This is a genomic window from Marinobacter sp. L-46, assembly GCF_056859535.1.
Map to the genome: position 1 here is coordinate 1 of NZ_JBSXOP010000057.1, position 26,888 is coordinate 26,888.

The window sequence follows — 26,888 nt, forward strand, 5'->3', positions numbered from 1 at the left end:
CTGATAACCGTCTTGACTGACTGAATAGAGAGAATCGAGACTCTATTCGGCTGGATATTGTGGATACGTTCTCGGGCCGAACTGTGATTCGACGCGGCGGGGTCACTTGCTCAAAATACTTCTGCCGCGCAGACTCCTAGCGGTGATAAAGCCGCCCTGGCGCGCCAGTTTGCTGCCGTGGGCGAGACCTGCAAGGCCTGCCACGACAACTTCCGCGCGAAGTAAGACTGCCCCGGGCTTACCACCCCAGGTTCTGGGGTGCGGGCTCCGGTGCCGGTGGCGGCGAGACAAAGCTGCCACTGGCACCGACAACCACAATCCCCGCCAGCACCAGTGAAATCACAAACGCTACCGCACCACCGCCTCGGGCATCTTCCGCCAGGCCTTTCTCAACCGGCTTTTTACCGGTGATCATCGGCTTCAGCAGATTGTCTTTCTTCACTTTTGAGTACAGCACTACCGCTGCCACGTGCAGGATGACCAGCCCGTACAAGAACCATTCCGTCAAACGGTGCCAACTGCTGAGGGTATCGCTCCAGGCCGATGACACCAGCGGAGTCAGTGGGCCGTTAAAGGCAATTTCATCGTTGGCGAACAGCCCGCTTGCCGCCTGGAAGCCGAACAGGCCGATCAGCGCCAGCACGGAAAGCGCCCCCAGCGGGTTGTGGCCTACCCCCTGCCAGCGTCCGCGCACATAATCGATGATGGCTCCCGGCCCACGAACAAAGCTGGCAAACCGGGCATAGGTAGAGCCGGTAAAACCCCAGATAATACGGAACGACAACAGCCCGACTACTGCCAGGCCAAAGCGTTCATGCCAGTCAATCGCGCCCGATTTAATACTGATCACGGCACCCACAGCCGCCAGTACCAGCAACCAGTGAAACAGGCGTGTCGGTAAATCCCATAACCGAATGGTTGTCATACGAGTTCCTTATGCTCACAACAGGTTCTGCCTCAAGACAACCGTGAGCATACTAAGTTCCGTTAATGGTGGGCAGACCGGGATCAAATTCCGATAAGGGAGGGGCTCCCGACAGGCGTGTCAGGGAAGCGGCTGTTCCAGGTACTTCAGCACCAGGTTCTCCCGGATGCCTTCACGCTCGATCAGCTTCAGGGCAGCCCGGATATCATCGGCATAGCGAACGGCCGGTGATTGCCCGGACACCACAATCCAGGATCGCTCCCCCGGCACAAAAAACGGTGAGACCCGGGCCTCAATACCCAGATTCTTTGCTGTATACAGCCCCACCAACTCCGGCGCAATGACCACATCCACCCGGCCCTTCTGCATCATCAGCATCAGGTTTTCGTAATGGACAGCAGAGGCCTTCATCAATTCGGGGTCTTTGTCGAACCGGCTGAAATAGCTACCACCTTCCAATACGCCGATGGCTTTGCCATAAAGGTCCTGGTAGCGATCTACACGATTGGCGTCATCCAGGTAGAAAAACAACCGCCGCTCAGGCGGGAAGGCCGGCGCCACAAACTCCATCCACTGCTCCCGGGCACCGTTGCGCACCAGGCCCAGCATCATGTCGATCTCGCCCTGCTGCAGCATCAGCTGCAGCCGGCGAAACGGTGCTTCCCGGTATTCGACCGCCCAGCCAAGGCGACTGGTCATTTCCTCGAACATATCAAGGTACAGCCCGGTCTTCCGGTCCGGCTCCAGGATCCGGTAAGGTGGCGCGTGATCCACACCGACCACCACCGTCAACGGCTCCACGGTTTCTGTCCCCTGTTGCGACCATGCCGGCGCTGCAGCCAGCACGACCAGGCACAGCATGGCTGCCTTGATGAGCGTTACCTTCATTGCGGACACTTTCCCTGACCCATTGAGCAATATGTAACCGGAGTATAGACACTCCGGGCATCCATTCCCGCCTTATTGCCGTGATTCCTGTTGAAATTTGCATCCCGGGCCACCACTAATTGTGGAGTAACGCCCGAACAAACTCCCCGATTCCCGACAGGAGGATCGACCGATATGAAAATTCTGATGGTACTGACATCCCACGACCAGATGGGCGACACTGGCCATAAAACCGGTTTCTGGCTGGAAGAATTCACCGCGCCCTTCTACGTATTCAAGGATGCTGGCGCGGATATCACCCTGGCCTCTCCCAAAGGTGGCCAGCCGCCGGTAGACCCGAACAGCGAAGCAGAAGACGCACTCACTGATTCCACCCGGCGCTTCATGGCAGACACCCACGCCAAGGAAATGCTGGCCAGCACCAAAAAACTGGCCGACGTGGACATGAACCAGTACGACGCCATTTTCTACCCCGGCGGCCACGGCCCCCTGTGGGACCTGGCGGAGGACGAGAAGTCTGTCGCCCTGATCAAAACCGCCTACGAGCAGGACAAGGTGATCGGTGCCGTGTGCCACGCCCCGGCCGTGTTCAAGAATGTGTTCGTTAAGCCGGACCAGAACATCGTCGGTGGCCGCGAAGTTACCGGCTTCAGCAACACCGAAGAGGAAGCCGTGCAGCTCACCAACATCGTGCCCTTCCTGCTGGAAGACATGCTCAAGCAGAACAACGGCCGCTACAGCCGCGGCGATGACTGGGCACCGCACATTGTGGTGGATGGCAAGCTGATTACCGGCCAGAACCCGGCATCTTCAGAAGGGGCCGCCAAGGCTGTGCTGCAGGCGCTGCAGGAAGGCTGACGTCCCGGTTGGGCTGGCGTCCGTCAGCCCAACCTTATTTCCCTCCGTTGAGTACCCGGTAACAGCCGTAACCGATCACCACCCCCCAGAAAGCCGACGACAGTCCGAACAGCGATAACCCGGACGCCGTTACCAGAAAGGTAATCAGCGATGCCTCCCGGTGGCTGACCTCCTCCAGTGCCGCAAACAGATTGTTGGCAATGGCACCCAGCAGTGCCAGGCCCGCCAGAACTGCAACAAAGGCCGAAGGTAACGAGGTGAACAAGGCGACGATGGTGCCGGCAAAGATCGCTCCCACCAGATAGAACACACCATTAAATACACCGGCCACATAACGCTTGTCCGGATCTTCATGGGCATCCTCACCGGTGCAAATGGCAGCAGTAATGGCGGCCACCACTGTGGTGATACCGCCAAATAGCGCCATGGGCAGGGACACCAGGCTGGCGACCGCAATCACCGGTTTGGCTTTCACCCGATAGCCGGCACCCCGGAGAATCGCCATGCCGGGCAGGAACTGGCCTGTCAGGCTGACCAGCACCAGGGGAATGGCCAGGCTCAGGGTAGCGCCGAAGCTCCATTCCGGCGTGATGAACTTCGGCACCGCCAAGCCCAGGCTAACGCCGGCCAGCGACGCATCTTCCAGCACCACCGCCAGGATGACCCCGGCAAACAGCAAAAGCACCAGGGTGTATTTGGGGGTAAAGCGACGGAAGGCCACATAGGCGACCAGCATGCCGATGGCCAGTGCCGGCGTGGTTTCAATGGCAGCGAAAGCCCCGAGACCGAACTGAAACAGGATGCCCGCCATCATGCCCGCTGCCACACCCTTCGGGATGGCACGCACAAAGGCATCAAAGGTACCCGAAACACCAATGAAAAAGATAATCAGCGCGGCGGTGATATAAGCACCTACCGCTTCGTTGAGGGATAGCTCCGGAAACAGCACCACCAACAGAGCTGTGCCCGGTGCCGACCAGGCGGTCACCACTGGCGCCCGAAGCCAGATCGACAGGAAGATTCCGGAAACCGCCGCCCCCATGGAGATGGCCCAGACCCAGGAGGTCATCATCTCCGGTGACAAATCCGCCGCCGCGCCGGCCTGGAAGAAAATCGCCAAAGGCCCGGCATAGGACACCAGTACCGCCAGAAACCCTGCGGCAACCGCAGACACAGACAAGTCCCGAAACAGCTGGGGCATATTCAGCTCCTTGTTATTGAGTTCTGTTTGAGTCGTATAACAGCAAAAAAGCCCCGGTCACTGTGGTGCCGGGGCAAAGAGGGGTCCGAATGACTGACTGTCTCCCTCAGGTCACATCAACGCTGATTTCTTAATTACTGGTTGCCAGGCTCACCTCTGCGTTCTCACGCGCTGGCGCCGAGGCGAACCTCCGGCCCACCAGGGCAATGGCAACAGTGGCAATGGCACCGGGGATAGCGAGGGCCAGGAAATTCATCTGGTGCGGCAATGCCAGGGCCAGCAAGGTACCACCAATAATTGGTCCGACAATGGCTCCATTACGGCCGATGCCCGATGCCCAGCCCAACCCGGTTGAGCGAATATTCGTCGGGTAATACTGGGCCACGTAAGCGTACAGCAAAATCTGGGAGCCAATGGTGGTCGCGCCGGCAATGCCCATCAGGGTATACAGGAACCACATCGGGCTCTCGTAGCCCAGCATTACCAGTGATACCGATGCCAGAATAAAGAAAGTAACCAGCACCGTGCGCAGCGACAACCGGTCTGCCAGCCAGCCGCCACCAACCGCACCGAAAATCGCACCAATATTCAGAACCATCAAAAACATCAGACTGGAGCTCAGCTCATATCCGGCCAGGGACATCAGCTTGGGCAACCAGGAGCCCAGGGCATAGACCATCAACAGACAGCAGAAGAAGGCAATCCAGAACATCGCGGTGCTGAAGGCACGGCCGCCCCGGAACAATTCCAGAACCGGCGCCTTGCTCACGGTAGTCAGCGGCACAGAGAGGGTATCCATCTCGCTGATCTGGCGCACCGGTGCCACTTTCTGCAGAATGCTACGGGCCTCCCCTTCGCGCTTCTGCGCCATCAGAAACGCCACAGACTCCGGCAGGAACTTCATTATCAGCGGCAACATCAGCAGCGGGACGACTGCAAGGTAGAACATGATTTCCCAACCGAAGTTAGGAACAATCCAGATACCCAGGCCAGCCGACATCATGCCGCCCACCGCGTAACCGGAAAACATCAGGGCGACCAGGGTGCTACGGCTTTTCTGGGGTGAATACTCGCTCATCAGCGAGACCACGTTGGGCATAACCCCACCGATGCCCAGGCCGGCGATAAAGCGCAGGATACCGAACTGCCACGGCGTGCTGGCAAAGCCGTTAATCACGGTGGTCAGGCTGAACAGCACCACACACATCAGGATGGTTTTCTTGCGCCCGAGCCGGTCGGACAACATGCCGAAGCCCATGGCCCCGAACATCATGCCAAACAAGGCACTACTACCCAGCAGTCCAGCCACGTACGGGCTCAGGTTCCACTGCTCCATCAGCAGCGGCAACACCACCCCGTAGATTACCAGGTCATACCCATCAAAGATGATGATCAGGGTACACCAGAACAACACTTGCCAGTGGAATCTGGTAAAGGTGGCGTTATCGATAACGTCGTTGACGTCTATGTTTCTCATCGGTCTGTTTCTCCACGTCTTGTTTTTGTCGGAGGTTGGGTTGGTTGCCCGTCAGCCGCAGTCGCCCCCGGCCACGGGCAGGATGGTTCCGGTGATGTAATTGGCAGCATCAGAAGCAAGGAACAGGATTGGCTGCGCCTGCTCATCGAGGGTGCCGTAGCGGTGCATGAAGCTGGTGGCGTTGGTCTGGTCGATCAGGGTCTGATACCAGGCCTGTTCCCGCTCGCCCTGCTGCTCGGTGTTGCGGGGCGTCAGTCGGGGCGGTGCTTCAGTCCCACCCGGGGCTGTAGCGTTCACGCGAATTCCGTGCTCGGCGTATTCAAAAGCCAGGTTTACGGTCATGGCGTTGACCCCGCCCTTGGCGGCGCCGTAGGGCACCCGCATCAGACCACGGGTCGCCACAGACGAGACGTTCACAATGGCACCGCCCTTCTGTTCCACCATGTAAGGCAGCACCGCCCGGCAGCACCACAGGGTCGGGAACAACGAGCGCTGGATTTCCTTCTGGATCTGTTCCGGCTGGTAATGCTCGAACGGCTGGGCCCAGATGGTGCCGCCCACGTTGTTGACCAGGATGTCGATGCGGCCATACTGCTCATGGGCCTTGGCCATCACCATTTCCGCACCTTCCCAAGTTTCCAGGTTGGCCTGCACGGCCAGGGCTTCAGAGCCCTGGTCGCGCAACTCGGCTGCAACGCCCTGCACGTAGTCCGCGATGTCCACCAGTACCAGGCGGGCACCTTCGGCGGCGGCCAGTTCGGCCACTCGCCGGCCAATGCCCTGGGCAGCACCGGTGACCACCATCACCTTGCCGGTGAAACGCGGGGTCATGCCACTTTCTCCTCAACGGCGGATACGCTCGGGGTGAACTTCTCGTAGTGGAAGGAGTTGGGCACGATACCCTGCTCCCGGAAGTAACCCAGTACCGCGTCGACCATCGGAGGCGGGCCACACAGATACACATCTACATCACCATCGTTGATGGGTGCGTCTTCCATGTGGTTGGTGACATAGCCCTTGCGGGGATGGGTGCTTTCGTCGCTGGCCACTACCGTCTTGAAGCTGAAGTTTTCAATCTCTTCGGCAAACTTTTCGAGGGCTTCCAGCCCCACCAGGTCGTCGTCGTTGGTCACGCCGTAGATCATGTGAGTGGGCTGGTCGCAGCCTTTTTCCTTCAGACTTTCGAGCATGGCCAGGAACGGAGCCAGGCCGGTACCACCGGCCAGCATCAGCACGGGGCGCTGAACCGGGCGCAGGTAGAACACACCCATGGGGCCGGTCAGGGTCACCTTGTCGCCGGTCTTGGCCTTGCCCACCAGCCAGGAGCTCATCAGGCCGCCGGGCACGTTGCGGATCAGGAAGCTCAACTCGCGGCTGCCCGGTCGGGAGCTGAACGAGTAAGCACGGGTTTCCTCGGTGCCGGGCACCTGGATGTTCACGTACTGGCCCGGCAGGAAGCCGATGTCGGCGTCTGCGGTAACCTTGAGTTCGATGGCGGTGGGGGAAATCAGGTTGACCTCACCCACGGTGCCGGTCACGGCCTCGTTACCGGCCTTGCTGCACAGGGACGCGGCCGCCGGAATCTCGACCACACAGTCGCTGGAGGGCACCATCTGGCAGGTCAGCACCATGCCCTGTTCGGCTTCCTCGTCAGACAGTGCCTCGTCGATGTACTCGTCGCCCATGTCGAACTCGCCCTGGTGGCAGGAACCCTTACAGGTTCCGCAGACACCGTCGGAGCAGTCCATTGGCAGGTTGATCTGGGCCCGGTAGGCGGCGTCTAGAACGGTTTCACCTTCGTTGCAGGTGATCACCCGGGTAACGCCGTCTTCAAAATTAAGCGCGATGTTGTAACTCATGATGATGCTCTCCCCATCAATTACAGGTGATAGATATCAATCACCTGATTGATGTAATCGTTGCTCAGAACCACCTTCTTCTCGGTAATCAGAGGCTGCTCGCCACTGCAGTCCAGGGTGTAGAAAGACACGCCGAAGAAGGACTGGGTCTTGTGGTAACGGTGGCTGTTGGTCTGCCAGTTGAAACGCAGTTTTACGGTGTCACCGTCCCGCTCCTGGATTTCCAGGTTGCTGGTCAGGTGCACGGTGCGCGGCTCGGGAATAGAGCTGGCACCGGAGCGCTCGGTCTTCAACCGGTAGACGCGATCTTCCAGACCGTTACGGTTCGGGTAGTAGATCAGTGAAATCTCGGTCTGCGGATCTTCGGTCAGCTCGTTGTCATCGTCCCAGGCCGGCATCCAGTAGGTGACGTCCTCGTGGTAGCACTTCAGCCACTCATCCCACTCCCGGTCGTCCAGCAGACGGGCTTCCCGGTAGACAAAGGCCTGGATCTGCTCGTAAGACATGCTCATACGGAAGCCTCCTCGGTCAGGGAAATAAAGCGGGCGCGCTCGGTATCAATCGCCTTGGTCATCTCTTCCACCCAATGCTGGTGGTGCGTCACGTACAGGCCTTCATCTTCCGGCTTGGCGCCACTGAGGATTGGCTTCAGATTGATACCCTTGGCCCAGTCGTCCGCGCCTTCAATCCAGTGCTGGGCGCCACGGCTCATGTCGTTCCATTTGGTACCCTTGGCGTAGTAGCCCTGCTGGCAAGCGCGGAACTCTTCCAGGTCATCCGGCGTGCCCATGCCGGACACGTTGAAGAAGTCTTCGTACTGGCGGATGCGCTTGGCGCGGTTTTCGGCGGATTCACCCTTGGGTGCCCAGCAGTAGATGGTGATCTCGGTCTTGTTGACGTCGATCGGGCGCAGCACCCGGATCTGGGTGGAGAACTGGTCCATCACGTAGACGTTCGGGTACAGGCACAGGTTCTTGGTGGTGCGCACGATGAAGTCGGCCTTCGCCTCACCCACTTCCTTTTCCAGGCGCTCCAGCTGGTTGTATACCGGACGTACTTCCGGGTTGGTCAGGCGGGTCCACAGCATCATGTGGCCGTTCTCGAAGGAGTAGAAGCCGCCTTCGTTGGACCAGCTCTTGGCGTCTACTGCCTCGGTGCCGCCTTTCTCGTAGTTGCGCTGGCCCATGGTGGACAGGTAGTTCCAGTGCACGGTGCTTACGTGGTAGCCGTCCGCGCCGTTTTCGGCAGTCAGCTTCCAGTTACCTTCGTAGGTGTAGGTAGAGGCACCGCGCAGGATCTCCAGGCCTTCCGGCGCCTGGTCGACGATGGCATCCAGCACCTTGGTGGTCTCACCCAGGTACTCTTCCAGCGGCAATACGTCGGAGTTCAGGCTGCCAAACAGGAAGCCGCGGTAGTTCTCGAACTTCGGTAGCTGTTTCAGGTCGTGGGAACCGTCAACGTCGAAGCTTTCCGGGTAACCGCCCTTCTTCTGGTCCTTGGCTTTCAGCAGCTTGCCGTCATTCTTGAAGGTCCAGCCGTGGAACGGGCAGGTGAAGGAGGTCTTGTTGCCGCGCTTTTTGCGGCACAGGGTGGCACCACGGTGGGTACAGGTGTTCAGAATCGCCTTGAGCTCGCCATCCTTGGTCCGGGTGATGATCACCGGCTGACGACCCACCATGGTGGTGTAGTAGTCGCCCGGATTCTCGATCTGGCTCTCATGGGCCAGGAAAATCCAGTTGCCTTCGAAGATGTGTTTCATCTCCAGCTCAAACAGCTCTTCGTCGGTGAAGATGCTGCGGTCACAGCGGTAGTGGCCGGTTTGTGCATCGGCTTCCACCGCGTTGCGGATCGTTTTCTCAAGTCGGTCGAGTTGGCGAGTCATGTTCGTCACTCCATTTTGTTGTTGTGAAAACCGTTTTTCGGGCGTGAGGGCCCCCTGGCCGGCCTGAATGGACAGGCCGGTCGGATCACAAGAACGTCGGGATTAAAGGGTTGAAATCAGGCCGCTTCGCCTTCCAGGGCGCGCTTGCGCTCGTGGCGACTTTGCAGCTCAGGTTTGTCGGTAGCGACCAGCTGGATGTTGAATTCCACTTCGGTGAACGGCTTGTTCAAACCGAATTGCTCAGCCTTGGCAGGATCCTCAATGCGATTGGCTTCAACCACCAGCTCTTCACGGGTGGCGAATGCAAAGTCATCGTAGGTGTACTCATCACCGGCCAGGTTGATCTGGGTAGTCAGGTGCTTGTAACCGGGTTTGGAGACAAAGAAGTGGATATGCGCCGGACGGTTACCGTGACGACCCAGCAGGTTCAGCAGTGCCTGGGTAGAACCCTCGGGCGGGCAGCCGTAGCCAGCCGGAATGATGGACCGGGCAGTGTAACGGCCATTTTCGTCGGTCTTGATGCGACGACGCAGGTTGTAGTCTGCCTGGGACTGGTCGAAGTAAGAGTAGTTGCCCATGGTGTTGGCGTGCCATACGTCAACCACGGCGTTGGCGACCGGCTGGCCATTCTCGTCTGTCACCTGACCGGTCAGGATCATGGTCTCTGCACTTTCGTCGGAACCATCATCCATGCGGGCAAAGCCTTCGCTCATGGGGGCACCGGCTACATACAGCGGGCCTTCAATGGTGCGCGGCGTGCCACCGGCCAGGCCGGCTTGCTCGTCTTCGGCATCCATACGGATGTCCAGGTATTTGTCCATGCCCAGGCCCGGCGCCAGCAGGGCGGCTTCGCCGTTCTTGCCCAGGTCACCAACGTAGTAAACGGCCTGCCAGAACTCTTCGGCTGTCACGTCAAAGTCTTCAACAATCTGGAAAATATCGTGCATCAGACGATGAACAATTTTCTTTACTCGCTCGTTTCCACCTTCCTGGTTGAAGCCGGCCACTTTCTCCAGCAGGTCCTTCACGTCCGCAGTATGCATGGTTTTAACGGTCATGATTGTTCTCCTCGGTTACTGTTATTTTTGTTGCTCGTATCAGTTCATCAGTTAGCAACAATGGGTGTGATTAACGGTCATCCTCATGGATGGAAGACGGGTGCCGGCACAAGGGTGCAACGGTGATATCCATAAAGGGGAACAGCGGCAGGTTGCTGATCAGGTCTTGCAACTCGGCGTTGTCTGCTACGTCAAAAATGCTGACGTTGGCGTAGCTGCCCGCTACCCGCCACAGGTGACGCCACTTACCCTGTTTTTGCAGGTCCTGGGCGTAGGCTTTTTCCCGGGCCTTGATGTCCGCAACCACTTCGGCGGGCATGTCGTGGGGGATGTTCACCTTCATCTCAACTTTGAACAGCATGTGCTTTCCTCCGTTTACTGAATCTTTTGGCGTATCAGGCTTTGCGGCGGTACCGGTCCAGCTTGTCTTCATCAATTTCCACACCCAGGCCCGGGCCCTTCGGCAGGTCGACGCCGTTGTTGTGGAAGTTCAGCGGCTTGACCACGATGTCGTCTTTCATCAGCAGCGGGCCGAACATCTCCGTGCCCCAGTGCAGGGTTTCCAGGGTTGACCATGCATGCAGGGAAGCGGCAGTGCCGATGGTGCCTTCCAGCAAGGTGCCGCCGTACAGGCCGATACCCGCTGCCTGGGCCACCTTCGCCTGGTCCAGTGCCTTCATCGGGCCACCCGCCTTGGCAATTTTCATCGCTACGGCGCCGCTGAAGCCCGCGGCCGCCAGGCTGAACATATCCTTGGCGTCTGCCACGGCCTCGTCGGCCAGGATGGGCAGGTGGAACTTTTCAGACAGCCGTACCAGGGCGGCGTAATCCTTCATCGGGGTGGGCTGCTCTACCAGGTCAATACCGGCAGCCTGCAACTCGGCCATGCCTTTTGCCGCAGTCGCTTCATCCCAGGCCTGATTCACATCCACGCGGACACTGGCGCTGTCACCGACCGCTTCTTTAATCGCCGCCACATGGCGAACATCGTCCATCACCGGGCGGGAACCGATCTTGAGCTTGAAGTCACAGTGGCGGCGGGTTTCGAGCAGCCCCAGAGCCTCCTCGATGTCTTTAGCGGTATCGCCGCTGGCCAGGGTCCAGAGCACCGGGATGTGCTGGTGCAGTGCGCCGCCGAGCAGGTCCGACACCGGGCGATTCAGGCGCTTGCCCTGAAGGTCCAGCAGGGCGGTCTCGATAGCGGACTTGGCGAGGTTGTTGCCACGAGTGGAGCGGTCTAACATTACCCTCAGGGTATTGATGTTGCTGGCTGGCTGATGAATCAGTTGCGGTTTGAAATAGGTATCAATGGTAAGCTTCACGCTTTCGGGGCTTTCCGGGCCGTAGGCCAGGCCACCGATAGTGGTTGCCTCGCCGAGGCCTTCCAGGCCATCAGAATCCTTCACACGCACAATCACCATGGTCTGAACCCCCATGGTTGTCATAGATAGCTTGTGCGGGCGAATGGTCGGGATCTCGACCAGGATCGCTTCGATGGACTGAATGGTGGCTGACATGGCTGCTCCGAATCGCAAGGTAAAAATCCTGTGATTCGAACAGTACGAAGTTTCACTAACGTGAACCAATATTGATTAAGTAATAACCGATACCCTGGAGGTATGGATGGAGCTGAGACACTTGCGGTACTTCGTCGCGGTGGCCGAGGCCGGCAACTTGACCCGCGCTGCCGAAAAACTGTTTATCGCCCAGCCGCCCCTGACCCGGGCCATCAAACAGCTGGAGGAGGAAGTGGGCGTAGAATTGTTCATTCGTAAACCACGAGGCCTGGAACTGACCACTGGGGGGGAGTACTTTCTGGAGCAGGCCAAGCAGGTACTGGACAAAGTAAATGCCACCGTAGACGACACCCGCCGGATTGCCCAGCATCGGAAAACCCTGTTCTCGATCGGCTTCGTGCCTTCAGTGTTTTACGGCCAGCTGCCACTGATGGTGCGCCGACTGCGCCAGAACAAAAACCTGGAAATTGTGCTGCATGAGCTGAAAACCCGGGAGCAGGTGGAAGCCCTGAAAGCTGGCAAGATCGATATCGGCTTTGGCCGGCTCCACATTCAGGATCCGGACGTAGATCAGGAACTTCTGTTTGACGAGCCAATGGTTGCTGCCGTCCCTGCTAACCATCCGCTCACCCGGCATCCACCTTCTATGAAAGAGCTCTCGGAGGTGCCCATGGTTACCTTTCCAGCCGGCGCCGGGCCCAACTTCTCCGATATTACCCAGGGCCTTTTTCACCGTCGGGGCTTGAAAGTCCACGTAATCCAGCAGGTGAACGATGTGCAGACCGCATTGTCGCTGGTGGCGTCCGACATGGGCTTTACCCTGGTACCGGAGCAGGTTCGCCGGCTGCACCGTGAAGGGGTCGACTATATGCCACTGGAGGATGACAACATCACCACCCCTGTTATTGCCTCCCGCCGCAGGGGCGAGAACCCAAATGCGGTGATGCGCCTGACCAATACCATTCTGGCAGAGCTGGTGGAGAACCGGCTGACCGGTCGTTATCCGTGAGTGCTAACGGGCGGCCTGGCGAATCTTCTCCGCAACATCCTGAAGGCGTGGCAGGTAGGCGTTCATCAGGGTATCCATATCCACCCGTGCTGCGTTGGTACTGATGTTCAGGGCACCCAGCAACTCGCCACTGCCAGCGAATGCTGGCACTGCAACCGAGCGCAATCCCTGATCCAGCTCCTGGTCAACCATTGCATAGCCCTGCTCGCGAACCTTATCTATTTCGTTCCGAAGCGCCTGTTTGTCGGTAATGGAAAACTCGGTAAATGGCTCGAGCCTGACCCTGTCGAGATACGCCTTCAATTCATTATCCGGCAACTGAGCCAACAGCACCCGCCCCATCGAGGTATAGGCCGCAGGCAAGCGCGTGCCTACAGACAGGGTAATGGCCATCAACCGGTGGCGGGCTGCAGAGCGCACCACGTAAACCACGTCATCACCGTCCAGCACGGCCAGCGAAGACGACTCCCCGAGTTCAGCTGTGACGTCTTCAAGGTACTGTTGAATCACCGCCCGATACTGGTTTGACGCCTGGTAGGCATAACCCAGCTGAAGCACCCGGGGGGTCAGCTCAAACTGCCGGCCGGTTCGCTTCACAAAGCCCAGTGCGTGCAGCGTCAGCAGGAAGCGCCGGGCCTTGGCCCGGTCCATCTCGGTGCGGGCTGCCACTTCGCTCAGGGTCATTCGTGGGTGCTCCGCATCAAAAGCCTGTAAAACCTCCAGCCCCGAAGCCAACGCTCCCACGTAATCCCGATCACCGGGCTTGAGAATCTGCTCGTCCATTCTGACTCCTTAAGTACCGTTACTGGCCTTAGTTTCGCACGCCCATCACGTGTTCGCACAACGAACATCTGTACATTTTTACCTTGTGGACAAAATTTGTACTTGACGGCCCAAAAGCAATCGCGCCATCATGTTCGCATATAAAACTTATGTTCGTACAGCGAACTATCCACAGAAGTGACACAGGAGGCATTGCAATGGCCGAGTTTCTTCCCCTCAAGGAAGCGGTGAGCAAATACATCAACAACGGTGATACCGTGGCGATGGAAGGCTTCACCCACTTGATCCCGTTTGCTGCGGGCCACGAAATCATCCGTCAGGAAAAGCGGGATCTGACCCTGATCCGCATGACCCCGGACCTGGTGTATGACCAGATGATCGGCGCCGGCTGTGCCAAGAAACTGATATTTTCCTGGGGCGGCAACCCGGGCGTGGGCTCCCTGCACCGTCTGCGGGATGCTGTTGAAAAGGGCTGGCCGAACCAGCTGGAGATTCTCGAACACAGCCATGCGGCCATGGCCAACGCCTATGAAGCTGGCGCTGCCGGCCTGCCGCTGGCAGTTCTGCGCGGATATGTAGGCAGCGATCTGCCGAAAGTGAATGACCAGATCAAGTTCATCGAATGCCCGTTTACCGGTGAGCGCCTGGCCGCCGTGCCGTCCATTCGCCCCGATGTCGCGGTAATCCATGCCCAGCGGGCCGACCGCAAGGGCAATGTGCTGATCGAAGGCATTGTTGGCATTCAGAAAGAGGTGGTGCTGGCCGCCAAGCGCAGCATCGTCACCGTCGAGGAAATCGTGGATGACCTGGGCGCATCGGTTAATGCCTGCGTGCTGCCATCCTGGGCGATCACTGCAATTGCCGAAGCCCCGAAAGGCGCCAAGCCCTCGTACGCACTGGGCTACTACGACCGTGACAACGCCTTCTATAAGGACTGGGACGGCGTTGCCCGCGACCGCGAGACCTTCCAGACCTGGCTGCAAGAAAACGTATTCGAGAAAGGAGCCGCGTGATGAGCCTTGAATTCACATCTTCAGAAATGATGAGCGTTACCGCTGCCCGTGCGCTGACCAACGACATGACTTGCTTCGTGGGTATCGGCCTGCCCAGCGAGGCCGCCAACCTGGCTCGCCTGACCCACGCTCCGGATGTCACCCTGATCTACGAATCCGGCACCCTGCAAACCAAGCCAGACGTGCTGCCACTGTCCATCGGCGACGGCGAGCTGTGCGAATCGGCCTTGACCACGGTTTCCGTGCCTGAGATGTTCCGCTACTGGCTGCAGGGCGGCCACATCAGCGTTGGCTTCCTGGGCACCGCCCAGATCGACCGTTACGCCAACCTGAACACCACCCTGATCGGCGATTACCGCGAGCCGAAAGTTCGCCTGCCCGGCGGTGGCGGCGCCCCGGAAATTGCCACCAACGCGAAGGAAGTGTTCATTACCGTGAAGCACTCCAGGCGCACCTTCGTGAAGGATGTGGACTTCGTGACCACCGTCGGCTTCGGCCGTGACGGCAAGGCCCGGGACAACGTACCCAACATTGGCTGTGGCCCCACGGTAGTGATCACCGACCTGTGCATCCTCAAGCCGGATCCGGAGACTAAGGAGCTCGTGGTCACCTCCCTGCACCCGAACGTGACCCGGGAAGACGTGATCGAGGCGACCGGCTGGGACATCCGCTTTGCAGAGCAGCTGGAAACCACCCCGGCGCCGACCGCCGAGGAACTCGAAGTGCTGCGGGACCTGAAAACCCGCACCAATGCCCATCATTCCGGCCAACAGTGAGGCCCACCATGACTGACGTATTCATTTGCCATCCCCGCCGCTCCGCCATCGGCCGTTTCGGCGGCACCCTGGCCAGTGTGCGCCCGGACGACCTTGCCGCCCATATTTTCAAGGCCGTGCTGGAGCAGGCGCCGGAACTGGACCCTGCCGCCATCGACGAAGTAATGATGGGCAGCGCCAACCAGGCCGGTGAAGACAACCGCAACGTAGCGCGTATGTCTGCGCTGCTGGCGGGCTTGCCCACTTCCGTGCCCGGCACCACCCTCAACCGGCTGTGCGGATCCGGCATGGACGCCGTGGGCACTGCCTTCCGCGCCATCCGCGCCGGTGAAATGGACCTGGTACTGGCCGGCGGCGTGGAATCCATGTCCCGCGCGCCCTACGTGATGGGCAAGGCTGACTCCGCGTTCTCCCGCGGCCAGAAGATCGAAGACACCACCATCGGCTGGCGCTTTGTGAATCCGCTGATGAAAAAGCAATACGGCGTCGATTCAATGCCGGAAACGGCGGAGAACGTGGCCGAGCAGTACAAGGTGTCGCGGGAAGATCAGGACCTGTTCGCCTTCCGCTCCCAGCAGAAAACCGCTCGGGCACAGCAGGAAGGTGTATTTGCCGAAGAGATCGTGCCGGTGTCCATTCCGCGCCGCAAACAAGACCCGCTGGTGTTCGACACCGACGAACATCCCCGCGCCAGTACCCTAGAGAAACTCGCGGCCCTGCCAGCTCCATTCCGTGAAAACGGCAGTGTGACCGCCGGCAACGCTTCGGGCGTCAACGACGGCGCCGCCGCGATGCTGGTGGCCAGCGAAGCAGCAGTCAAACAGCACGGGCTGAAGCCTATGGCGAAAATTCTGGGCATGGCGACCGCTGGCGTAGAACCGAGGATCATGGGTATTGGCCCTGTCCCGGCTGTCCAGAAGCTGCTGAAAAAACAGGGCATCAGCATCGATGAGATCGACGTGATTGAGCTCAACGAAGCCTTCGCCGCCCAGGGCCTGGCTGTGCTGCGGGAGCTGGGCGTTGCCGATGACGACCCCCGGGTGAACCCGAACGGTGGCGCCATTGCCCTTGGCCACCCGCTGGGCATGTCCGGCGCACGCCTGTTGCAGACTGCGGCGCACCAACTGCAGCGCACCGGTGGCCGCTACGCCCTTTGCACCATGTGTGTGGGTGTGGGTCAGGGTATTGCTACACTGATTGAACGGGTCTGACCGGACCCATTCTGAGGAGACAACATGGCATTTCTGAATCACAACGGCCGTACCATCTGCTATCGCCTGCTTGGCGCCAGCGAAAAGCCGTTATTGGTGCTGGCACACCCTCTGGGCATGACCCAGGGGGTTTGGGACGACTTGCTGCCCATGCTGCTACCAAAGTTTCGGGTTATGACCTGGGACTTGCCGGGGCATGGTGCAAGTGCCGCCTGGCCCGAAACGTCCGGAGAAATCACACCGGAAGACCTGGCACAGGAAGCCCTGGCATTGGCAAAAGAAGCCCGGGTATCCAGCTTTCATTTTGCCGGCACCTCTATCGGCGGGGTGATCGGTCAACAGCTGATTACCGCCCATAGCGAGCACCTTGAAACAGCCACACTGACGAACACCGGCGCCATTATTGGTAGCAAGGAAGCCTGGAGCCTGCGTGCAGCCAATGTTCGGGAGAAAGGCCTGGCGGCGATGGCCGGCGAAATCGTACCCCGCTGGTTTGGCCCAAATGCCTGCCAAGAGCAGCCTGCTCTTCTGGACGGCTGGAAAGTGATTATGGGACGGGGCGACGCCAACAGCTATGCACTGCTGTGCGAAATGCTGGGTAAAGCAGACTTCCGGGAAAAGCTGCAAGGTCACGAGGTACCGTTACTGCTGATTGGTTGCTCTGAAGACCTGGCAACACCTCCAGAGTCCCTGAAGGCACTGGCACAGTTCAGTGGCGCTTCGGAGCCGGTTATTCTGGATGGGATCGGGCACGTACCTTCCGTTGAATGCCCTCTGACCCTGGCCTCGCAACTCCTGCAAAGCCTGAGCTAACCGGGAGCGGGCAAACGCCCGCGCCCGGCAACTCGTCGATTCACTTCTGGCCAGGAAAGGTCAGAAGTGAATCACAGACCGAATGCTCTTACCCTCGTGCATCAGGTCAAACGCCTTGTTGATGTCTTCCAGTTTCATCTCGTGGGTGATGAACACATCCAGCGGGATTTCACCTTTTTCGGCTTTTTCCACGTAAGACGGCAGCTCCGTGCGGCCTTTCACGCCACCGAAGGCGGAACCGCGCCATACCCGGCCGGTTACCAGCTGGAACGGGCGGGTGCTGATCTCTTCACCGGCACCGGCCACGCCGATGATGGTGCTTTCACCCCAGCCCTTATGGCAGGCTTCCAGCGCGGCACGCATCAGCTTCACGTTGCCCACACACTCGAAGGTGTAGTCGGCACCGCCATCGGTCATTTCGATGATGACTTCCTGGATCGGCTTGTCGTAATCGTTCGGGTTAACCACATCGGTAGCACCCAGCTGTTTGGCGATGTCGAACTTGCCCGGGTTGATGTCGACGGCAATGATGCGACCAGCCTTGGCCATGGTCGCACCGATGATGGCTGCCAGGCCGATGCCACCCAGACCAAAGATAGCCACAGTCGCACCTTCCTCAACCTTGGCGGTGTTCAGTACCGCACCGATGCCGGTGGTTACGCCACAACCCAGCAGGCACACCTTGTCCAGGGGCGCTTCCTTGGGGATCTTGGCCAGGGAGATTTCCGGCAGCACGGTGTATTCAGAGAAGGTGGAGCAGCCCATGTAGTGGTACAGCGGCTGGCCCTTGTAGGAGAAGCGGGAGGTGCCGTCCGGCATCACACCCTTGCCCTGGGTTTCACGCACAGCGCCACACAGGTTGGTCTTGCCGGAGGTGCAGAATTTACACTTGCCACACTCGGCTGTGTACAGCGGAATCACGTGGTCGCCCACTTCCAGGCCGGTTACGCCAGGGCCCACCGCTTCGACAATGCCGCCACCCTCGTGGCCCAGAATGGTCGGAAACAGGCCCTCGGGGTCAGCGCCGGACAGGGTGTAGGCATCGGTATGGCACACACCGGTTGCCACGATCTTCACCAGCACTTCGCCTTCCTTGGGTGGTGCCACATCCACTTCAACAATTTCCAGCGGTTTATTGGCTTCAAATGCCACAGCTGCGCGGGATTTGATCACGTTCAGTCTCCTCGTTTCCGTTTGGTCGGGTCAGGCTTGCGGGATACACTCTTAACTTTAACACGCCTGCCGGCTGCAGGCTTTCCCGCGCTGCAATCTCATACGCAGGCGCGGGCGTATAGATTCCCGAACTGTCAGAAAGGGCCCTTCAGGTGCGCACACTCTACTGGTTTACCCGCGATCTTCGCATGCACGACAACGCCGCCCTGCTGGCCGCCGGCCGCTCAGACATGCTGCTGTGCGTGTACGTGGTAGAGCCCCGCTGGTTCCAACCCGGGCCGCTCGGGCTCAGTGCCATGGGCGAACACCGCTGGCGTTTCCTGTGGCAAAGCCTGATGACCCTGGAACGCAATCTCCGGCCCCTTGGCCAGCGCCTCCACATCGCGTTTGGGGAGCCAGAAAACGTGCTTCCCGAACTGGTACAACAACACCAGGTCAACCAGGTAATCCGCACCCGGCAGCCAGGCACAGAAGAAGCTAGTCAATGGCAGGGCCTTCAGGAGAAGCTGCCGGATGTGCACTTCCAGCAATTTGAAACCCTGAGCCTGTTCACTGAAAAATCCCTGCCCATGGACCTGGCCGACTTACCCCACACCTTCTCCCAGTTCCGCAAGCTGGTGGAAAAACAGGGTGACCGCTGCACCGACCGGCTACGCATCCGCACCATGACAGCCCTGCCGCCGCCTCCGGGATTTGCGAAGGACAACCGGGGCGATTGCCCACCGATTACCGAGCCGGAACACGATGCCGGCTTCCGGGGTGGGGAAGAAGCCGGGCTGCGGCAATTGCGGGAATACCTGTTTGTCAGCCATGGCATAGCCCGCTACAAGGAAACCCGCAACGCACTGGATGATCCGCTGGCGTCATCCCGCCTGTCACCCTGGCTGGCCAACGGCTGCCTGTCAGTACGCGAGGTGGCCGGCATGATCGACGAATACGAGCAGTCCGAAACCCGCAACGACTCCACCTACTGGTTGTGGTTCGAGCTGTTGTGGCGGGAATACTTCTACTGGTACGCCATGAAGCACGGCCAGCGACTGTTCCTGCGAGATGGCGTACAACAGCAAAGCCGTGACACCGCCTTCCACCGGCCGGATTTCGAGAGCTGGTGCCAGGGCACAACACCCTACCCGCTGGTCAACGCCGCCATGAACCAGCTCCGGCTCACAGGTTATATCAGTAACCGGGCACGGCAACTGGTGGCCAGTTGCCTGGTCAATGAACTGGCCCAGGACTGGCGTTACGGCGCCGCCTGGTTTGAGCAGCAACTGGTGGACTACGATGTCGCCAGTAACTACGGCAACTGGCAGTACCTCGCCGGCGTGGGCGCAGACCCCCGTGGATTGCGCCAGTTTAATCTGGACAAGGGAGCCGGCCTGGCGAAGCGGATTTTTGTCGGCTGACGGGTTATCTTGGGCGCACCAACATTTAGTAAGGTAAGAGTGTATGGCGTGGATTACAGATAAAACGGCTAAGCATCAGCTGGACAAGGAAGCCAGCCAGGTTCAGAAAGAGGACCTGCAATCCCTGTTGGAGCGACAGAAAGCCATCGAAGACAAAGTGAAAAACAGCGGCAAGCTCAAGCGCTTTGGCACCGACATCCATCTGATGTTTTCACTGATCCGGGACTACTGGCGCGGCGACTACCGGGCCATTCCCTGGAAATCCATTGCTGCCATCGCCGGTGCGCTGCTGTACGTGATGAACCCGCTGGACCTGATTCCGGACCTCATTTTCGGCTTTGGCCTGCTGGATGATGCCGGCGTGGTTGCCCTGTGCCTGAAACTGGTGGAATCCGACCTGCACAAGTACGCAGCCTGGAAAGACCTTAAGGAAACCTGAGTAACGACACTCAGGCTTCCGACACCTCCGGCTGCTGGCCCCGACGGCTGGCCCGCCATTCCCGGAACTGCTCCACCCAGGACAACAGTGCCGGAATCACCAGTAACACCAGGAAGGTCGCCAACCCCAGGCCAAAGGCGATGGATGTCGCCATCGGAATCAGGAACTGGGCCTGCAGGGAGGTTTCAAACAGCAGGGGCAACAGACCGCCGATGGTAGTCAGGGAGGTCAGCAACACTGCCCGCACCCGCTGCACCGCCGCTTCGTTCAGGGCATCGGTAATGCCCAGGCCTTTCTGTCGCTGCTGGTTGTAGAAAGCCACCAGGATAATCGCGTTGTTGACCACGATGCCTGACAAGCCGAACAGACCAAACAGTGACAGAATCGTCAGCTGAAGCCCCATGACCCAATGCCCCAGCAACGCGCCCACCAGCGCGAACGGGATGATGGCCATCACGATCAGCGGCAAACTCCAGGACGCAAACACCCAGGCCAGCACCACGTACATCAGCGCAACCCCGATCACCAGGCCGGTTTTCATGTCGTCCATGGTTTCGCGCTGGTCAGCGGAACGGCCTTCAAAGCTGTAACGCACGCCGTAGCGGCTGGCAATGTCCGGCAGCGCGCCGGCCTGCAGGCTCTCGATCACCTGGTCGGTCGTGGCCACCCGGGTATTGAGTGCCGACGTCACTTCCACCGCCAGCTTGCCATCGGCGTGGCGCAGAGCCTGGAAGCCCTGACGGTGATCCAGGTTCATCACCTGGGCCAGGGGCACAAACCGGCCGTCGGGCAGGCGCACGGTCATGCGCTCGAGGGTGGAATACTGTTCCCGCTGATCCCGGGGCAGCTGCACCCGCACTTCCACTTCGTCGCGACCATCCTGGTAGATCTGGGCGATCCGGCCGTCAAAGGCGGCCCGCAACTGCCGGCCAAGATCCACCGTGGTCAGGCCCAGGGCCTCACCAAACGGGCTCACCTGGTAGATCAGTTGTTCCCGGCCCCAGGGCATGTCGTCTTCCACATCCAGCACCCCGGGCAGGGTGCTCAGGGCCTGGGCCACTTCATCCGCGGCCCGTTTCAGGTTTTCTGCGTTATCGCCGGTCAGGCGTACGTTCACATCCCGCCCCGGAGGCCCGGCCTGGCGTTCATTGATGTTCAGGGCATCCAGCCCGGCGGGCAGCGCCATGCGGCTGCGCCATTCCCGCATAAACTCCGGGTTGCGAACGTCCCGCCGGTCCGACGGCACCAGCTCCACCAGCATGGAACCCAGTTCGTCATCGTTACGGGAGCTGCCCTCGGCACCCTGGGTGGCCCCGAAGGTGGTTACCGCATGGCGGATCAGGTTACCGCCCAGGGCCTGTTCGGTTTCGTTCAGGGTCTGCTGCATCTGGCGCATGAAATCTTCCACGGTGCCTTTGTCCGTGCCGGCCACAAAGCTGGCATTGGCATAGAACACGGAAGGCTCCGGTGTGGGGAAGAAGTTAAAGCCCAGGCGGCCGCCGGCCAGCAGGCCCACCGTCACAATCGCCACGGCCAGGGCGCTGGCCACGGTGGCGCCGCGGTGTTTCAGGCTGTACCGGGAAAACCGGCGGAACGGGCCTTCCCGGAAACGGTCAAAGCTCTGCTCGAACCGGTCCCGGAACCGGCTTACCGGATTACCGCGCGGTCGGGCGCCCTGCTCCGGTAGCTTGTCGCCCTTGTCCTTGACCACAAAGGCATGGCGCAGGTGAGCCGGCAATACCACAAAGCATTCCAGCAACGACGCCACCAGTACGCAGATCATCACCAGCGGAATATCGCCCAGAATGTTGCCGATAATGCCGCCCACCACCAGCAGCGGCATAAAGGCAGCCACCGTGGTCAGGGACGAGGCCAGCACCGGCCATACCATGCGCTTGGCGGCGCCTTCGGCGGCGTAGATGGATTGCTCCCCCATGCGGGCATGGGCATCGGCATCCTCGCCCACCACGATGGCATCATCCACGATAACCCCGAGCGCCATGATCAGGGCAAACAGCGACATCATATTGATGGAGCCGCCCAGCAGCCACAGCACCGCCAGCGCGGCCATAAAGGCGGTGGGAATACCGATGGCCACCCAGGCCGCCACCCGCCCGGGCAGAAACAGGTACAGCAGGGCGATCACCAACACCAGGCCGCTTAGGCCATTGTTCACCAGCAGGGAAATCCGGTCTTCCAGCAGCTGCCAGGTTTCGTCATACACCTGCATTTTGATGGTGGGTGGTAATACCGGGCGGGTGTCTTCCAGCCAGCTTTCCAACACCCGGGCCGCCGCCAGCGAATTGCCGTTCTCCGCCCGCTGCAATTGCAGCTCCACCGCCGGCAGGCCTTCGTTTTCCATCACCGTCTGGTTGTCCCGGGCTTCCTGGCGAATGATGGCGATATCACCCAGCTGCAAGCGAATGCGGTCTCCGCTGAGTACCGGAATCGTTTCAAAAGCCTGGGGGCTGCGACGCTGCTCAACCGAACGCAATTCCCGGGTGGCATCCTGCTGGGCCATCATGCCGGCCGGCAAATCCCGGGATAGGGAAGCAACGCGGTCAGCAATCTGCTCCAGCGACAGCCCAAGGGTTTCCAGCCGTTCTACCGGCACATCCACGCTGACCTGCTGTTCGGGCAGGCCACGGATATTGATGCGGTCGATACCCCGCTCCAGCAGCTCGTCTTCAAACCGGTAAACCAACTGGCGCAGTTCGCTGCGGTCCACCTCGCCGTATACCAGTAGCCGGGCCACCGGTTCATAACGCTCCACCCGGGCTACCTGGGGTTCCTCGGCGTCGCCGGGCAGGTTGTTGAACTCGTCCACCTGCTGACGCACATCGTCCACCGCCTGGATCGGGTCGGTGCCTTCATGAAATTCGAGCGTGATGGAGGACACGCTCTGGGCGGACGTGGAAGTCATCTTTTTCAGGCCATCGACGCTGCGCAGGCGCTGCTCCAGCGGGTCGGTAATACCGCGCTCCACGTCTTCAGCGGACGCACCACTCCAGACGACCCGCACACTGACCACATCCAGGGCGAAAGTGGGGAAAAACTGGATATTCATGCGGGTAAGCGCCAGTGCGCCACCCAGCAACATCACCAGCATCACCAGGTTGCCGGCAACCCGGTGATGAACAAAGAAGCCGATTACGCCCTGCTTGCGCTTCACTGGGCAGGCTCCCCGTCAGCATCTGCCAGTTCGACTTTCAAACCGGTCACGGCATTGGGCAGGTGGGTGGTGATCAGGCGGGCACCGGGGGTGAGCTGCTCTCCGGCAATCAGCAACCGGCGTTCGCCATTTTCGCTGCGGGCCTCACCGATGCGTTCTACTTCAACCCGCTGCATGCGGCCGTCTTCGGTCATCAGGTAAACGCTGTCTGCGCCATAGAGGGCACGGAACGGTACGTCCACCGCCTGTTGCCGGGCGGGTCGTTCAAGGGTCAGGGGCAGCAACGCCCCGGGGCGCAGGCCGCCGGGTTCACCCTGCAATTCCAGCACGGCTTCGGTGCCGGCGGGGTCCGACAGGCCGGCAAAGCGGGCCAGGACGAATTCATGGCCATTATCTGAAATCGCGGTCAGGGTTTGCCCCTGCCCAAGCGCGGTGATCAGTTCGTTCTGGAATACCTGGGGCACCCGGGCTCGCACTTCCAGGCCCCGGGTGGGATAAACCGTCAGAAGAGGCTCGTTGCGAGATACCTGATCGCCTACGGCCACCTCAATACCGGTCACCACACCGTCAAACGGTGCCACCACCCTGGCCCGGTCGACATCCCGTTCCGTGGCCGCCAGGTTAGCCCGGGCCTGGGCCAGTTTGGCCTCAAGGCTTTGCAGGCGGGCGGGGTGTTCCTGGATAGCCCGCTGCCGGGTGCTGACCGTCAGTTCGGCACGGGCCAGGGCATCGGTTGCCGCCTCAAGGTTTTCACGGGAGGCCATGTTGCGCCCCACCAGCGACTCAATACGCTCAAACTGCCGCCGGGCATTGGCAACAATGGCCTGCTCACTTTTCAGGGCTTCCTGGTCGTTGCGGTAGCGCACCTGTTCGGAGCTTATCTGGGCATCCAGGTCATCCACCTGGGCCCGGGCCTGGGCCAATGCCGGGCCGATGTCCGCTTCGTCCAGCGCCAGCAACAAATCGCCCTGTTTCACGCTCATCCCCTCAGACACCGGGCGCTCCGCCACTCGGCCCGCCAGCGTGGCAGTGATGGTTTGCTGGTCCGGCGCAAGCACCTCGCCATACAGGGGCAATACCGGCACCTGGCTGCCCGGTGTAATGGCTTGCACCTCAACACGCCAGCTGCGTTCCGTGGCCGTAACCTCCGCCGGTTCCGGACGGGTGGCTTTCAGGGCAATAAAAACCAGTACACCGACAGCCAGGATGATCAGGGGTAACAGACGTTTCAACATAGCCAGGTTTCTTGTTCCGGTTGGCAGGGTAGCGTTAACGCGCTAAAACTACTATACAATTTTCAGGGCGGATCCGATTGACCGCACCCTGCGACAAATTCACACAGGCCCCCTTCTTGATCAGGAAGCCCGCTCAATGCCGAGCACCTACGACACATTGCTGAACGTTGTCCTGCTCAACTGCGCCCTGGTGTGCATTGTGGTGTTTATCCATAATGAAACCTTGCTGCGCCTGAGCACCATGCTCGGCAAAATGAGAAAGAGCCACCATTTCCGCCTGATTGTGGCGGTATTGGGGTGCCTGATTTCCCACGCACTGCAGGTATGGGTGTTCGCCACCACATTCTGGTTCATGCACCACGCCGACGGCTGGGGCCTGCTGACCGGTAACTTCTCGGGCAGCCTGCTCGATTGCGTCTACTTTTCCTTCACCACGTTCACCACGCTGGGCTACGGCGACATTGTGCCCCTCGGCCAGCTGCGCTACCTGACAGGCATTGAGGGACTTACCGGGTTTCTGCTGCTGACCTGGAGCGCCTCATTCCTGTTCCTGGAAATGCAGCGCTACTGGCCCGCCCGCTAGCGGCTTCAAACCCACTTGCAGCGGGCCAGGGTGTAGTACAGCAGCGGCACCACAATCACCGTGAACAGCGTGGACATGGCCAGCCCGAACACCAGCGAAATCGCCAGGCCGTTGAAGATCGGGTCACTGAGGATGAAGTAAGCTCCTACTACGGCAGACACCGCCGTCAGCGCAATGGGCTTGATCCGCACGGCACCGGCCAGCACCACCGCCTTCTCCAGCTCCATGCCTTCGTCCAGCAGCTGCTTGATAAACACCACCAGCAGGATGGAATTACGTACGATAATCCCCGCCAGGGCGATCATGCCGATCATACTGGTGGCGGTGAACTCCTTACCCAGAAGGGCATGGCCGGGCATGATGCCGATCATGGTCAGCGGAATCGGCGCCATGATCACCAGCGGCAGGATGTAGGAGCGGAACTGGGCCACCAGCAGTACGAAGATCATGAACACACCCACACTGTAGGCAGCGCCCATATCCCGGAAGGTTTCGTAGGTGATCTGCCACTCGCCGTCCCATTTCAGGGTACCTTTTTCCGGCAGCAGCGGTTGCTGGATAAAGAACTGCTCCGGTGCCTGCTCCTGCTCGTTCAGCAAACTGACCATCCGGAACATGCCGTATAGCGGTGAATCAATCTCGCCGGCCATATCCGCCGTCACGTAGGTCACCGGCAGCAAGTCCTTGTGATAGATAGCGCCCATCCAGTCCGCTTCCCGCACCTCGGCCACACTGGCCAGTGGCACCAGCTCGCCACTGCGGCTGCGCACCTTGATCGACAACAGGGCAGACGGCTGGGCCTTGTCGGCCTCAGACAAAATCACCCGGATCGGCACCGGGTACTTGGCCTGTTCATCGTGCAGGTAACTGACATTCATGCCGCCCAGTGTCGTCTGCAGGGTGGCCACCACCTGGGCCTGGGACACACCCAACCGGGCCGCCCGGGCCCGGTCCACCACCACTTCCCATTGCCGGGTAGGTGCTTCCAGGGTGGTGTCGATATCCACCAGCCCCTCAATGTTTGCCATATCTCCGGCAATCAGGTTGGCCAGCTCCGCCCGGCGGAAGCCATCGGCGGCGTAGACTTCCGCTACCAGCGGCGACATCACCGGCGGCCCCGGCGGCACTTCCACCATTTTCACCTTGGCGCCATACCGGTCAGCAATCTCGGTAAGCGGGCCACGAAGGGCCTGGGTGATGTCATGGGAGGGGCGGCTGCGCGCCTCCGCACTGGCCAGGTTGACCTGGATATCACCCTGGTAGGGCTCGCTGCGCAGATAATATTGGCGCACCAGGCCGTTGAAATTGATCGGTGAAGCGGTACCGGCATAGGCCTGCCAGTTATCCACTTCGTCCACGGTTTCCAGGTAATGGCCCATTTCGGTCAGCACCCGCTGGGTTTGCTCCATGGGTGTGCGCTCGGGCATATCCACCACCACCTGCAATTCCGACTTGTTGTCGAAAGGCAGCATTTTCAGGATCACCGCCTGGAATACCGGCAAAGAGGCCGCGCCCAGAGTGAGCAGGACCACCCCAAGCGCCAGCAAACGCCGGCGCCAGGCGGGTAAGTTCTTCCCCGCTGTGGGTGCCGGTGGGGTCATACAGCGTCAAGG

Annotated in this window: 25 protein-coding genes and 1 pseudogene; 10 read left to right on the forward strand and 16 right to left on the reverse strand. The window is 60.0% G+C overall.

Annotation, left to right across the window (positions count from 1 at the left end; translation table 11 throughout):
- Positions 1-129 precede the first annotated feature (129 nt).
- Positions 130-225, forward strand: a pseudogene (locus AC13DJ_RS08385) (cytochrome c); the annotation flags it as partial.
- A gap of 13 nt (positions 226-238) precedes the next feature.
- Here AC13DJ_RS08385 and AC13DJ_RS08390 read toward each other — a convergent pair.
- Both AC13DJ_RS08390 and AC13DJ_RS08395 read right to left on the reverse strand, forming a co-directional pair.
- Entirely contained in the window at positions 239-925 is a 687-nt protein-coding gene (locus tag AC13DJ_RS08390; RefSeq protein WP_094624452.1) for a cytochrome b/b6 domain-containing protein, read from the reverse strand.
- A gap of 120 nt (positions 926-1,045) precedes the next feature.
- Positions 1,046-1,813 carry a substrate-binding periplasmic protein gene (locus tag AC13DJ_RS08395; protein WP_474540719.1) on the reverse strand — a complete coding sequence of 256 codons (768 nt, stop codon included), beginning with the start codon at positions 1,811-1,813 and terminating at the stop codon, positions 1,046-1,048.
- Between the two features lie 174 nt (positions 1,814-1,987).
- On the opposite strand from AC13DJ_RS08395, the gene AC13DJ_RS08400 reads away from it, so the two are divergent.
- Positions 1,988-2,671 (forward strand): type 1 glutamine amidotransferase domain-containing protein, encoded by a 684-nt coding sequence (locus tag AC13DJ_RS08400; protein WP_286816962.1) that lies wholly within the window; start codon positions 1,988-1,990, stop codon positions 2,669-2,671.
- A 34-nt stretch (positions 2,672-2,705) separates the two neighbouring features.
- On the opposite strand, the gene AC13DJ_RS08405 is transcribed toward AC13DJ_RS08400, so the two are convergent.
- From AC13DJ_RS08405 to AC13DJ_RS08445, 9 genes are all read right to left on the reverse strand, one after another.
- Entirely contained in the window at positions 2,706-3,872 is a 1,167-nt protein-coding gene (locus AC13DJ_RS08405) for a benzoate/H(+) symporter BenE family transporter (RefSeq protein WP_482932824.1), read from the reverse strand.
- 130 nt (positions 3,873-4,002) lie between these two features.
- On the reverse strand, positions 4,003-5,349 hold the full coding sequence (locus AC13DJ_RS08410) for an MFS transporter (RefSeq protein ID WP_482932823.1): 1,347 nt from the start codon (positions 5,347-5,349) through the stop codon (positions 4,003-4,005).
- A 51-nt stretch (positions 5,350-5,400) separates the two neighbouring features.
- The gene (gene benD / locus AC13DJ_RS08415) at positions 5,401-6,180 is read right to left on the reverse strand and encodes a benzoate diol dehydrogenase BenD (RefSeq protein ID WP_289101418.1); all 780 of its coding nucleotides are present in this window, start codon (positions 6,178-6,180) and stop codon (positions 5,401-5,403) included.
- Positions 6,177-7,208 (reverse strand): benzoate 1,2-dioxygenase electron transfer component BenC, encoded by a 1,032-nt coding sequence (gene benC / locus AC13DJ_RS08420; protein WP_482932822.1) that lies wholly within the window; start codon positions 7,206-7,208, stop codon positions 6,177-6,179. Before benC ends, benD begins: the two co-directional genes overlap by 4 nt.
- Positions 7,209-7,228: 20 nt before the next feature.
- A complete protein-coding gene (benB, locus tag AC13DJ_RS08425) occupies positions 7,229-7,720 on the reverse strand; it encodes a benzoate 1,2-dioxygenase small subunit (RefSeq protein WP_482932821.1) in 492 nt (163 codons plus the stop codon).
- Positions 7,717-9,090, reverse strand: a complete 1,374-nt coding sequence (locus tag AC13DJ_RS08430; protein ID WP_482932820.1) for a Rieske 2Fe-2S domain-containing protein — start codon at positions 9,088-9,090, stop codon at positions 7,717-7,719. The genes benB and AC13DJ_RS08430 overlap by 4 nt, the downstream gene beginning before the upstream one ends.
- 116 nt (positions 9,091-9,206) lie before the next feature.
- Positions 9,207-10,148 (reverse strand): catechol 1,2-dioxygenase, encoded by a 942-nt coding sequence (catA, locus tag AC13DJ_RS08435; protein WP_482932819.1) that lies wholly within the window; start codon positions 10,146-10,148, stop codon positions 9,207-9,209.
- Positions 10,149-10,218: 70 nt separating this feature from the next.
- The gene (gene catC / locus AC13DJ_RS08440) at positions 10,219-10,509 is read right to left on the reverse strand and encodes a muconolactone Delta-isomerase (protein ID WP_482932818.1); all 291 of its coding nucleotides are present in this window, start codon (positions 10,507-10,509) and stop codon (positions 10,219-10,221) included.
- 34 nt (positions 10,510-10,543) lie between these two features.
- A complete protein-coding gene (locus tag AC13DJ_RS08445; RefSeq protein WP_289101413.1) occupies positions 10,544-11,665 on the reverse strand; it encodes a muconate/chloromuconate family cycloisomerase in 1,122 nt (373 codons plus the stop codon).
- Between the two features lie 106 nt (positions 11,666-11,771).
- Here AC13DJ_RS08445 and AC13DJ_RS08450 point away from each other — a divergent pair, with 106 nt between their 5' ends.
- On the forward strand, positions 11,772-12,674 hold the full coding sequence (locus AC13DJ_RS08450) for a LysR family transcriptional regulator (protein WP_286816953.1): 903 nt from the start codon (positions 11,772-11,774) through the stop codon (positions 12,672-12,674).
- A gap of 3 nt (positions 12,675-12,677) precedes the next feature.
- Here AC13DJ_RS08450 and AC13DJ_RS08455 read toward each other — a convergent pair whose 3' ends face one another.
- A complete protein-coding gene (locus tag AC13DJ_RS08455) occupies positions 12,678-13,457 on the reverse strand; it encodes an IclR family transcriptional regulator domain-containing protein (protein WP_289101412.1) in 780 nt (259 codons plus the stop codon).
- A 197-nt stretch (positions 13,458-13,654) separates the two neighbouring features.
- Between AC13DJ_RS08455 and AC13DJ_RS08460 the strand changes: the two genes are divergently transcribed.
- Genes AC13DJ_RS08460 through AC13DJ_RS08475 form a run of 4 tightly spaced genes read left to right on the forward strand, consistent with a single transcriptional unit; the run spans position 13,655 to position 17,270 of the window.
- On the forward strand, positions 13,655-14,470 hold the full coding sequence (locus tag AC13DJ_RS08460) for a CoA transferase subunit A (protein ID WP_289101411.1): 816 nt from the start codon (positions 13,655-13,657) through the stop codon (positions 14,468-14,470).
- Positions 14,470-15,246, forward strand: a complete 777-nt coding sequence (locus tag AC13DJ_RS08465; protein WP_289101410.1) for a CoA-transferase subunit beta — start codon at positions 14,470-14,472, stop codon at positions 15,244-15,246. The genes AC13DJ_RS08460 and AC13DJ_RS08465 overlap by 1 nt, the downstream gene beginning before the upstream one ends.
- An 8-nt stretch (positions 15,247-15,254) precedes the next feature.
- Positions 15,255-16,457, forward strand: coding sequence for a 3-oxoadipyl-CoA thiolase (gene pcaF, locus AC13DJ_RS08470; RefSeq protein WP_232901693.1), 1,203 nt, complete (start codon positions 15,255-15,257; stop codon positions 16,455-16,457).
- Positions 16,458-16,481: 24 nt separating this feature from the next.
- Positions 16,482-17,270 carry an alpha/beta fold hydrolase gene (locus tag AC13DJ_RS08475; protein ID WP_482932817.1) on the forward strand — a complete coding sequence of 263 codons (789 nt, stop codon included), beginning with the start codon at positions 16,482-16,484 and terminating at the stop codon, positions 17,268-17,270.
- Positions 17,271-17,330: 60 nt separating this feature from the next.
- Here the strand turns inward: AC13DJ_RS08475 and AC13DJ_RS08480 are convergent, their stop codons facing one another.
- The gene (locus AC13DJ_RS08480) at positions 17,331-18,443 is read right to left on the reverse strand and encodes an S-(hydroxymethyl)glutathione dehydrogenase/class III alcohol dehydrogenase (RefSeq protein WP_094624449.1); all 1,113 of its coding nucleotides are present in this window, start codon (positions 18,441-18,443) and stop codon (positions 17,331-17,333) included.
- A 152-nt stretch (positions 18,444-18,595) separates the two neighbouring features.
- Between AC13DJ_RS08480 and AC13DJ_RS08485 the strand changes: the two genes are divergently transcribed.
- Positions 18,596-19,846 (forward strand): DASH family cryptochrome, encoded by a 1,251-nt coding sequence (locus AC13DJ_RS08485; RefSeq protein ID WP_482932816.1) that lies wholly within the window; start codon positions 18,596-18,598, stop codon positions 19,844-19,846.
- A gap of 43 nt (positions 19,847-19,889) precedes the next feature.
- Positions 19,890-20,285, forward strand: coding sequence for a YkvA family protein (locus AC13DJ_RS08490; protein WP_022990594.1), 396 nt, complete (start codon positions 19,890-19,892; stop codon positions 20,283-20,285).
- Between the two features lie 10 nt (positions 20,286-20,295).
- On the opposite strand, the gene AC13DJ_RS08495 is transcribed toward AC13DJ_RS08490, so the two are convergent.
- Together AC13DJ_RS08495 and AC13DJ_RS08500 are read right to left on the reverse strand one after the other, a co-directional pair.
- On the reverse strand, positions 20,296-23,457 hold the full coding sequence (locus tag AC13DJ_RS08495) for an efflux RND transporter permease subunit (RefSeq protein ID WP_482932815.1): 3,162 nt from the start codon (positions 23,455-23,457) through the stop codon (positions 20,296-20,298).
- A complete protein-coding gene (locus AC13DJ_RS08500; protein ID WP_482932814.1) occupies positions 23,454-24,692 on the reverse strand; it encodes an efflux RND transporter periplasmic adaptor subunit in 1,239 nt (412 codons plus the stop codon). The genes AC13DJ_RS08495 and AC13DJ_RS08500 overlap by 4 nt, the downstream gene beginning before the upstream one ends.
- 136 nt (positions 24,693-24,828) lie before the next feature.
- Between AC13DJ_RS08500 and AC13DJ_RS08505 the strand changes: the two genes are divergently transcribed.
- Positions 24,829-25,275, forward strand: coding sequence for a potassium channel family protein (locus AC13DJ_RS08505; RefSeq protein WP_482932813.1), 447 nt, complete (start codon positions 24,829-24,831; stop codon positions 25,273-25,275).
- Between the two features lie 5 nt (positions 25,276-25,280).
- On the opposite strand, the gene AC13DJ_RS08510 is transcribed toward AC13DJ_RS08505, so the two are convergent.
- Complete coding sequence (locus AC13DJ_RS08510; RefSeq protein ID WP_482932812.1) at positions 25,281-26,876, reverse strand: efflux RND transporter permease subunit; 1,596 nt, start codon at positions 26,874-26,876, stop codon at positions 25,281-25,283.
- Positions 26,877-26,888: the final 12 nt, after the last annotated feature.

Coding starts and splice junctions, on each gene's coding strand:
- benB (WP_482932821.1), bottom strand. CDS start 7,720: ATGAGCATGTCTTACGAGCAGATCCAGGCCTTTGTCTACCGGGAAGCC.
- pcaF (WP_232901693.1), top strand. CDS start 15,255: ATGACTGACGTATTCATTTGCCATCCCCGCCGCTCCGCCATCGGCCGT.
- catA (WP_482932819.1), bottom strand. CDS start 10,148: ATGACCGTTAAAACCATGCATACTGCGGACGTGAAGGACCTGCTGGAG.
- benD (WP_289101418.1), bottom strand. CDS start 6,180: ATGACCCCGCGTTTCACCGGCAAGGTGATGGTGGTCACCGGTGCTGCC.
- AC13DJ_RS08430 (WP_482932820.1), bottom strand. CDS start 9,090: ATGACTCGCCAACTCGACCGACTTGAGAAAACGATCCGCAACGCGGTG.
- AC13DJ_RS08490 (WP_022990594.1), top strand. CDS start 19,890: ATGGCGTGGATTACAGATAAAACGGCTAAGCATCAGCTGGACAAGGAA.
- benC (WP_482932822.1), bottom strand. CDS start 7,208: ATGAGTTACAACATCGCGCTTAATTTTGAAGACGGCGTTACCCGGGTG.
- AC13DJ_RS08405 (WP_482932824.1), bottom strand. CDS start 3,872: ATGCCCCAGCTGTTTCGGGACTTGTCTGTGTCTGCGGTTGCCGCAGGG.
- catC (WP_482932818.1), bottom strand. CDS start 10,509: ATGCTGTTCAAAGTTGAGATGAAGGTGAACATCCCCCACGACATGCCC.
- AC13DJ_RS08465 (WP_289101410.1), top strand. CDS start 14,470: ATGAGCCTTGAATTCACATCTTCAGAAATGATGAGCGTTACCGCTGCC.
- AC13DJ_RS08450 (WP_286816953.1), top strand. CDS start 11,772: ATGGAGCTGAGACACTTGCGGTACTTCGTCGCGGTGGCCGAGGCCGGC.
- AC13DJ_RS08410 (WP_482932823.1), bottom strand. CDS start 5,349: ATGAGAAACATAGACGTCAACGACGTTATCGATAACGCCACCTTTACC.
- AC13DJ_RS08455 (WP_289101412.1), bottom strand. CDS start 13,457: ATGGACGAGCAGATTCTCAAGCCCGGTGATCGGGATTACGTGGGAGCG.
- AC13DJ_RS08460 (WP_289101411.1), top strand. CDS start 13,655: ATGGCCGAGTTTCTTCCCCTCAAGGAAGCGGTGAGCAAATACATCAAC.
- AC13DJ_RS08505 (WP_482932813.1), top strand. CDS start 24,829: ATGCCGAGCACCTACGACACATTGCTGAACGTTGTCCTGCTCAACTGC.
- AC13DJ_RS08395 (WP_474540719.1), bottom strand. CDS start 1,813: ATGAAGGTAACGCTCATCAAGGCAGCCATGCTGTGCCTGGTCGTGCTG.
- AC13DJ_RS08510 (WP_482932812.1), bottom strand. CDS start 26,876: ATGACCCCACCGGCACCCACAGCGGGGAAGAACTTACCCGCCTGGCGC.
- AC13DJ_RS08445 (WP_289101413.1), bottom strand. CDS start 11,665: ATGTCAGCCACCATTCAGTCCATCGAAGCGATCCTGGTCGAGATCCCG.
- AC13DJ_RS08390 (WP_094624452.1), bottom strand. CDS start 925: ATGACAACCATTCGGTTATGGGATTTACCGACACGCCTGTTTCACTGG.
- AC13DJ_RS08475 (WP_482932817.1), top strand. CDS start 16,482: ATGGCATTTCTGAATCACAACGGCCGTACCATCTGCTATCGCCTGCTT.
- AC13DJ_RS08500 (WP_482932814.1), bottom strand. CDS start 24,692: ATGTTGAAACGTCTGTTACCCCTGATCATCCTGGCTGTCGGTGTACTG.
- AC13DJ_RS08400 (WP_286816962.1), top strand. CDS start 1,988: ATGAAAATTCTGATGGTACTGACATCCCACGACCAGATGGGCGACACT.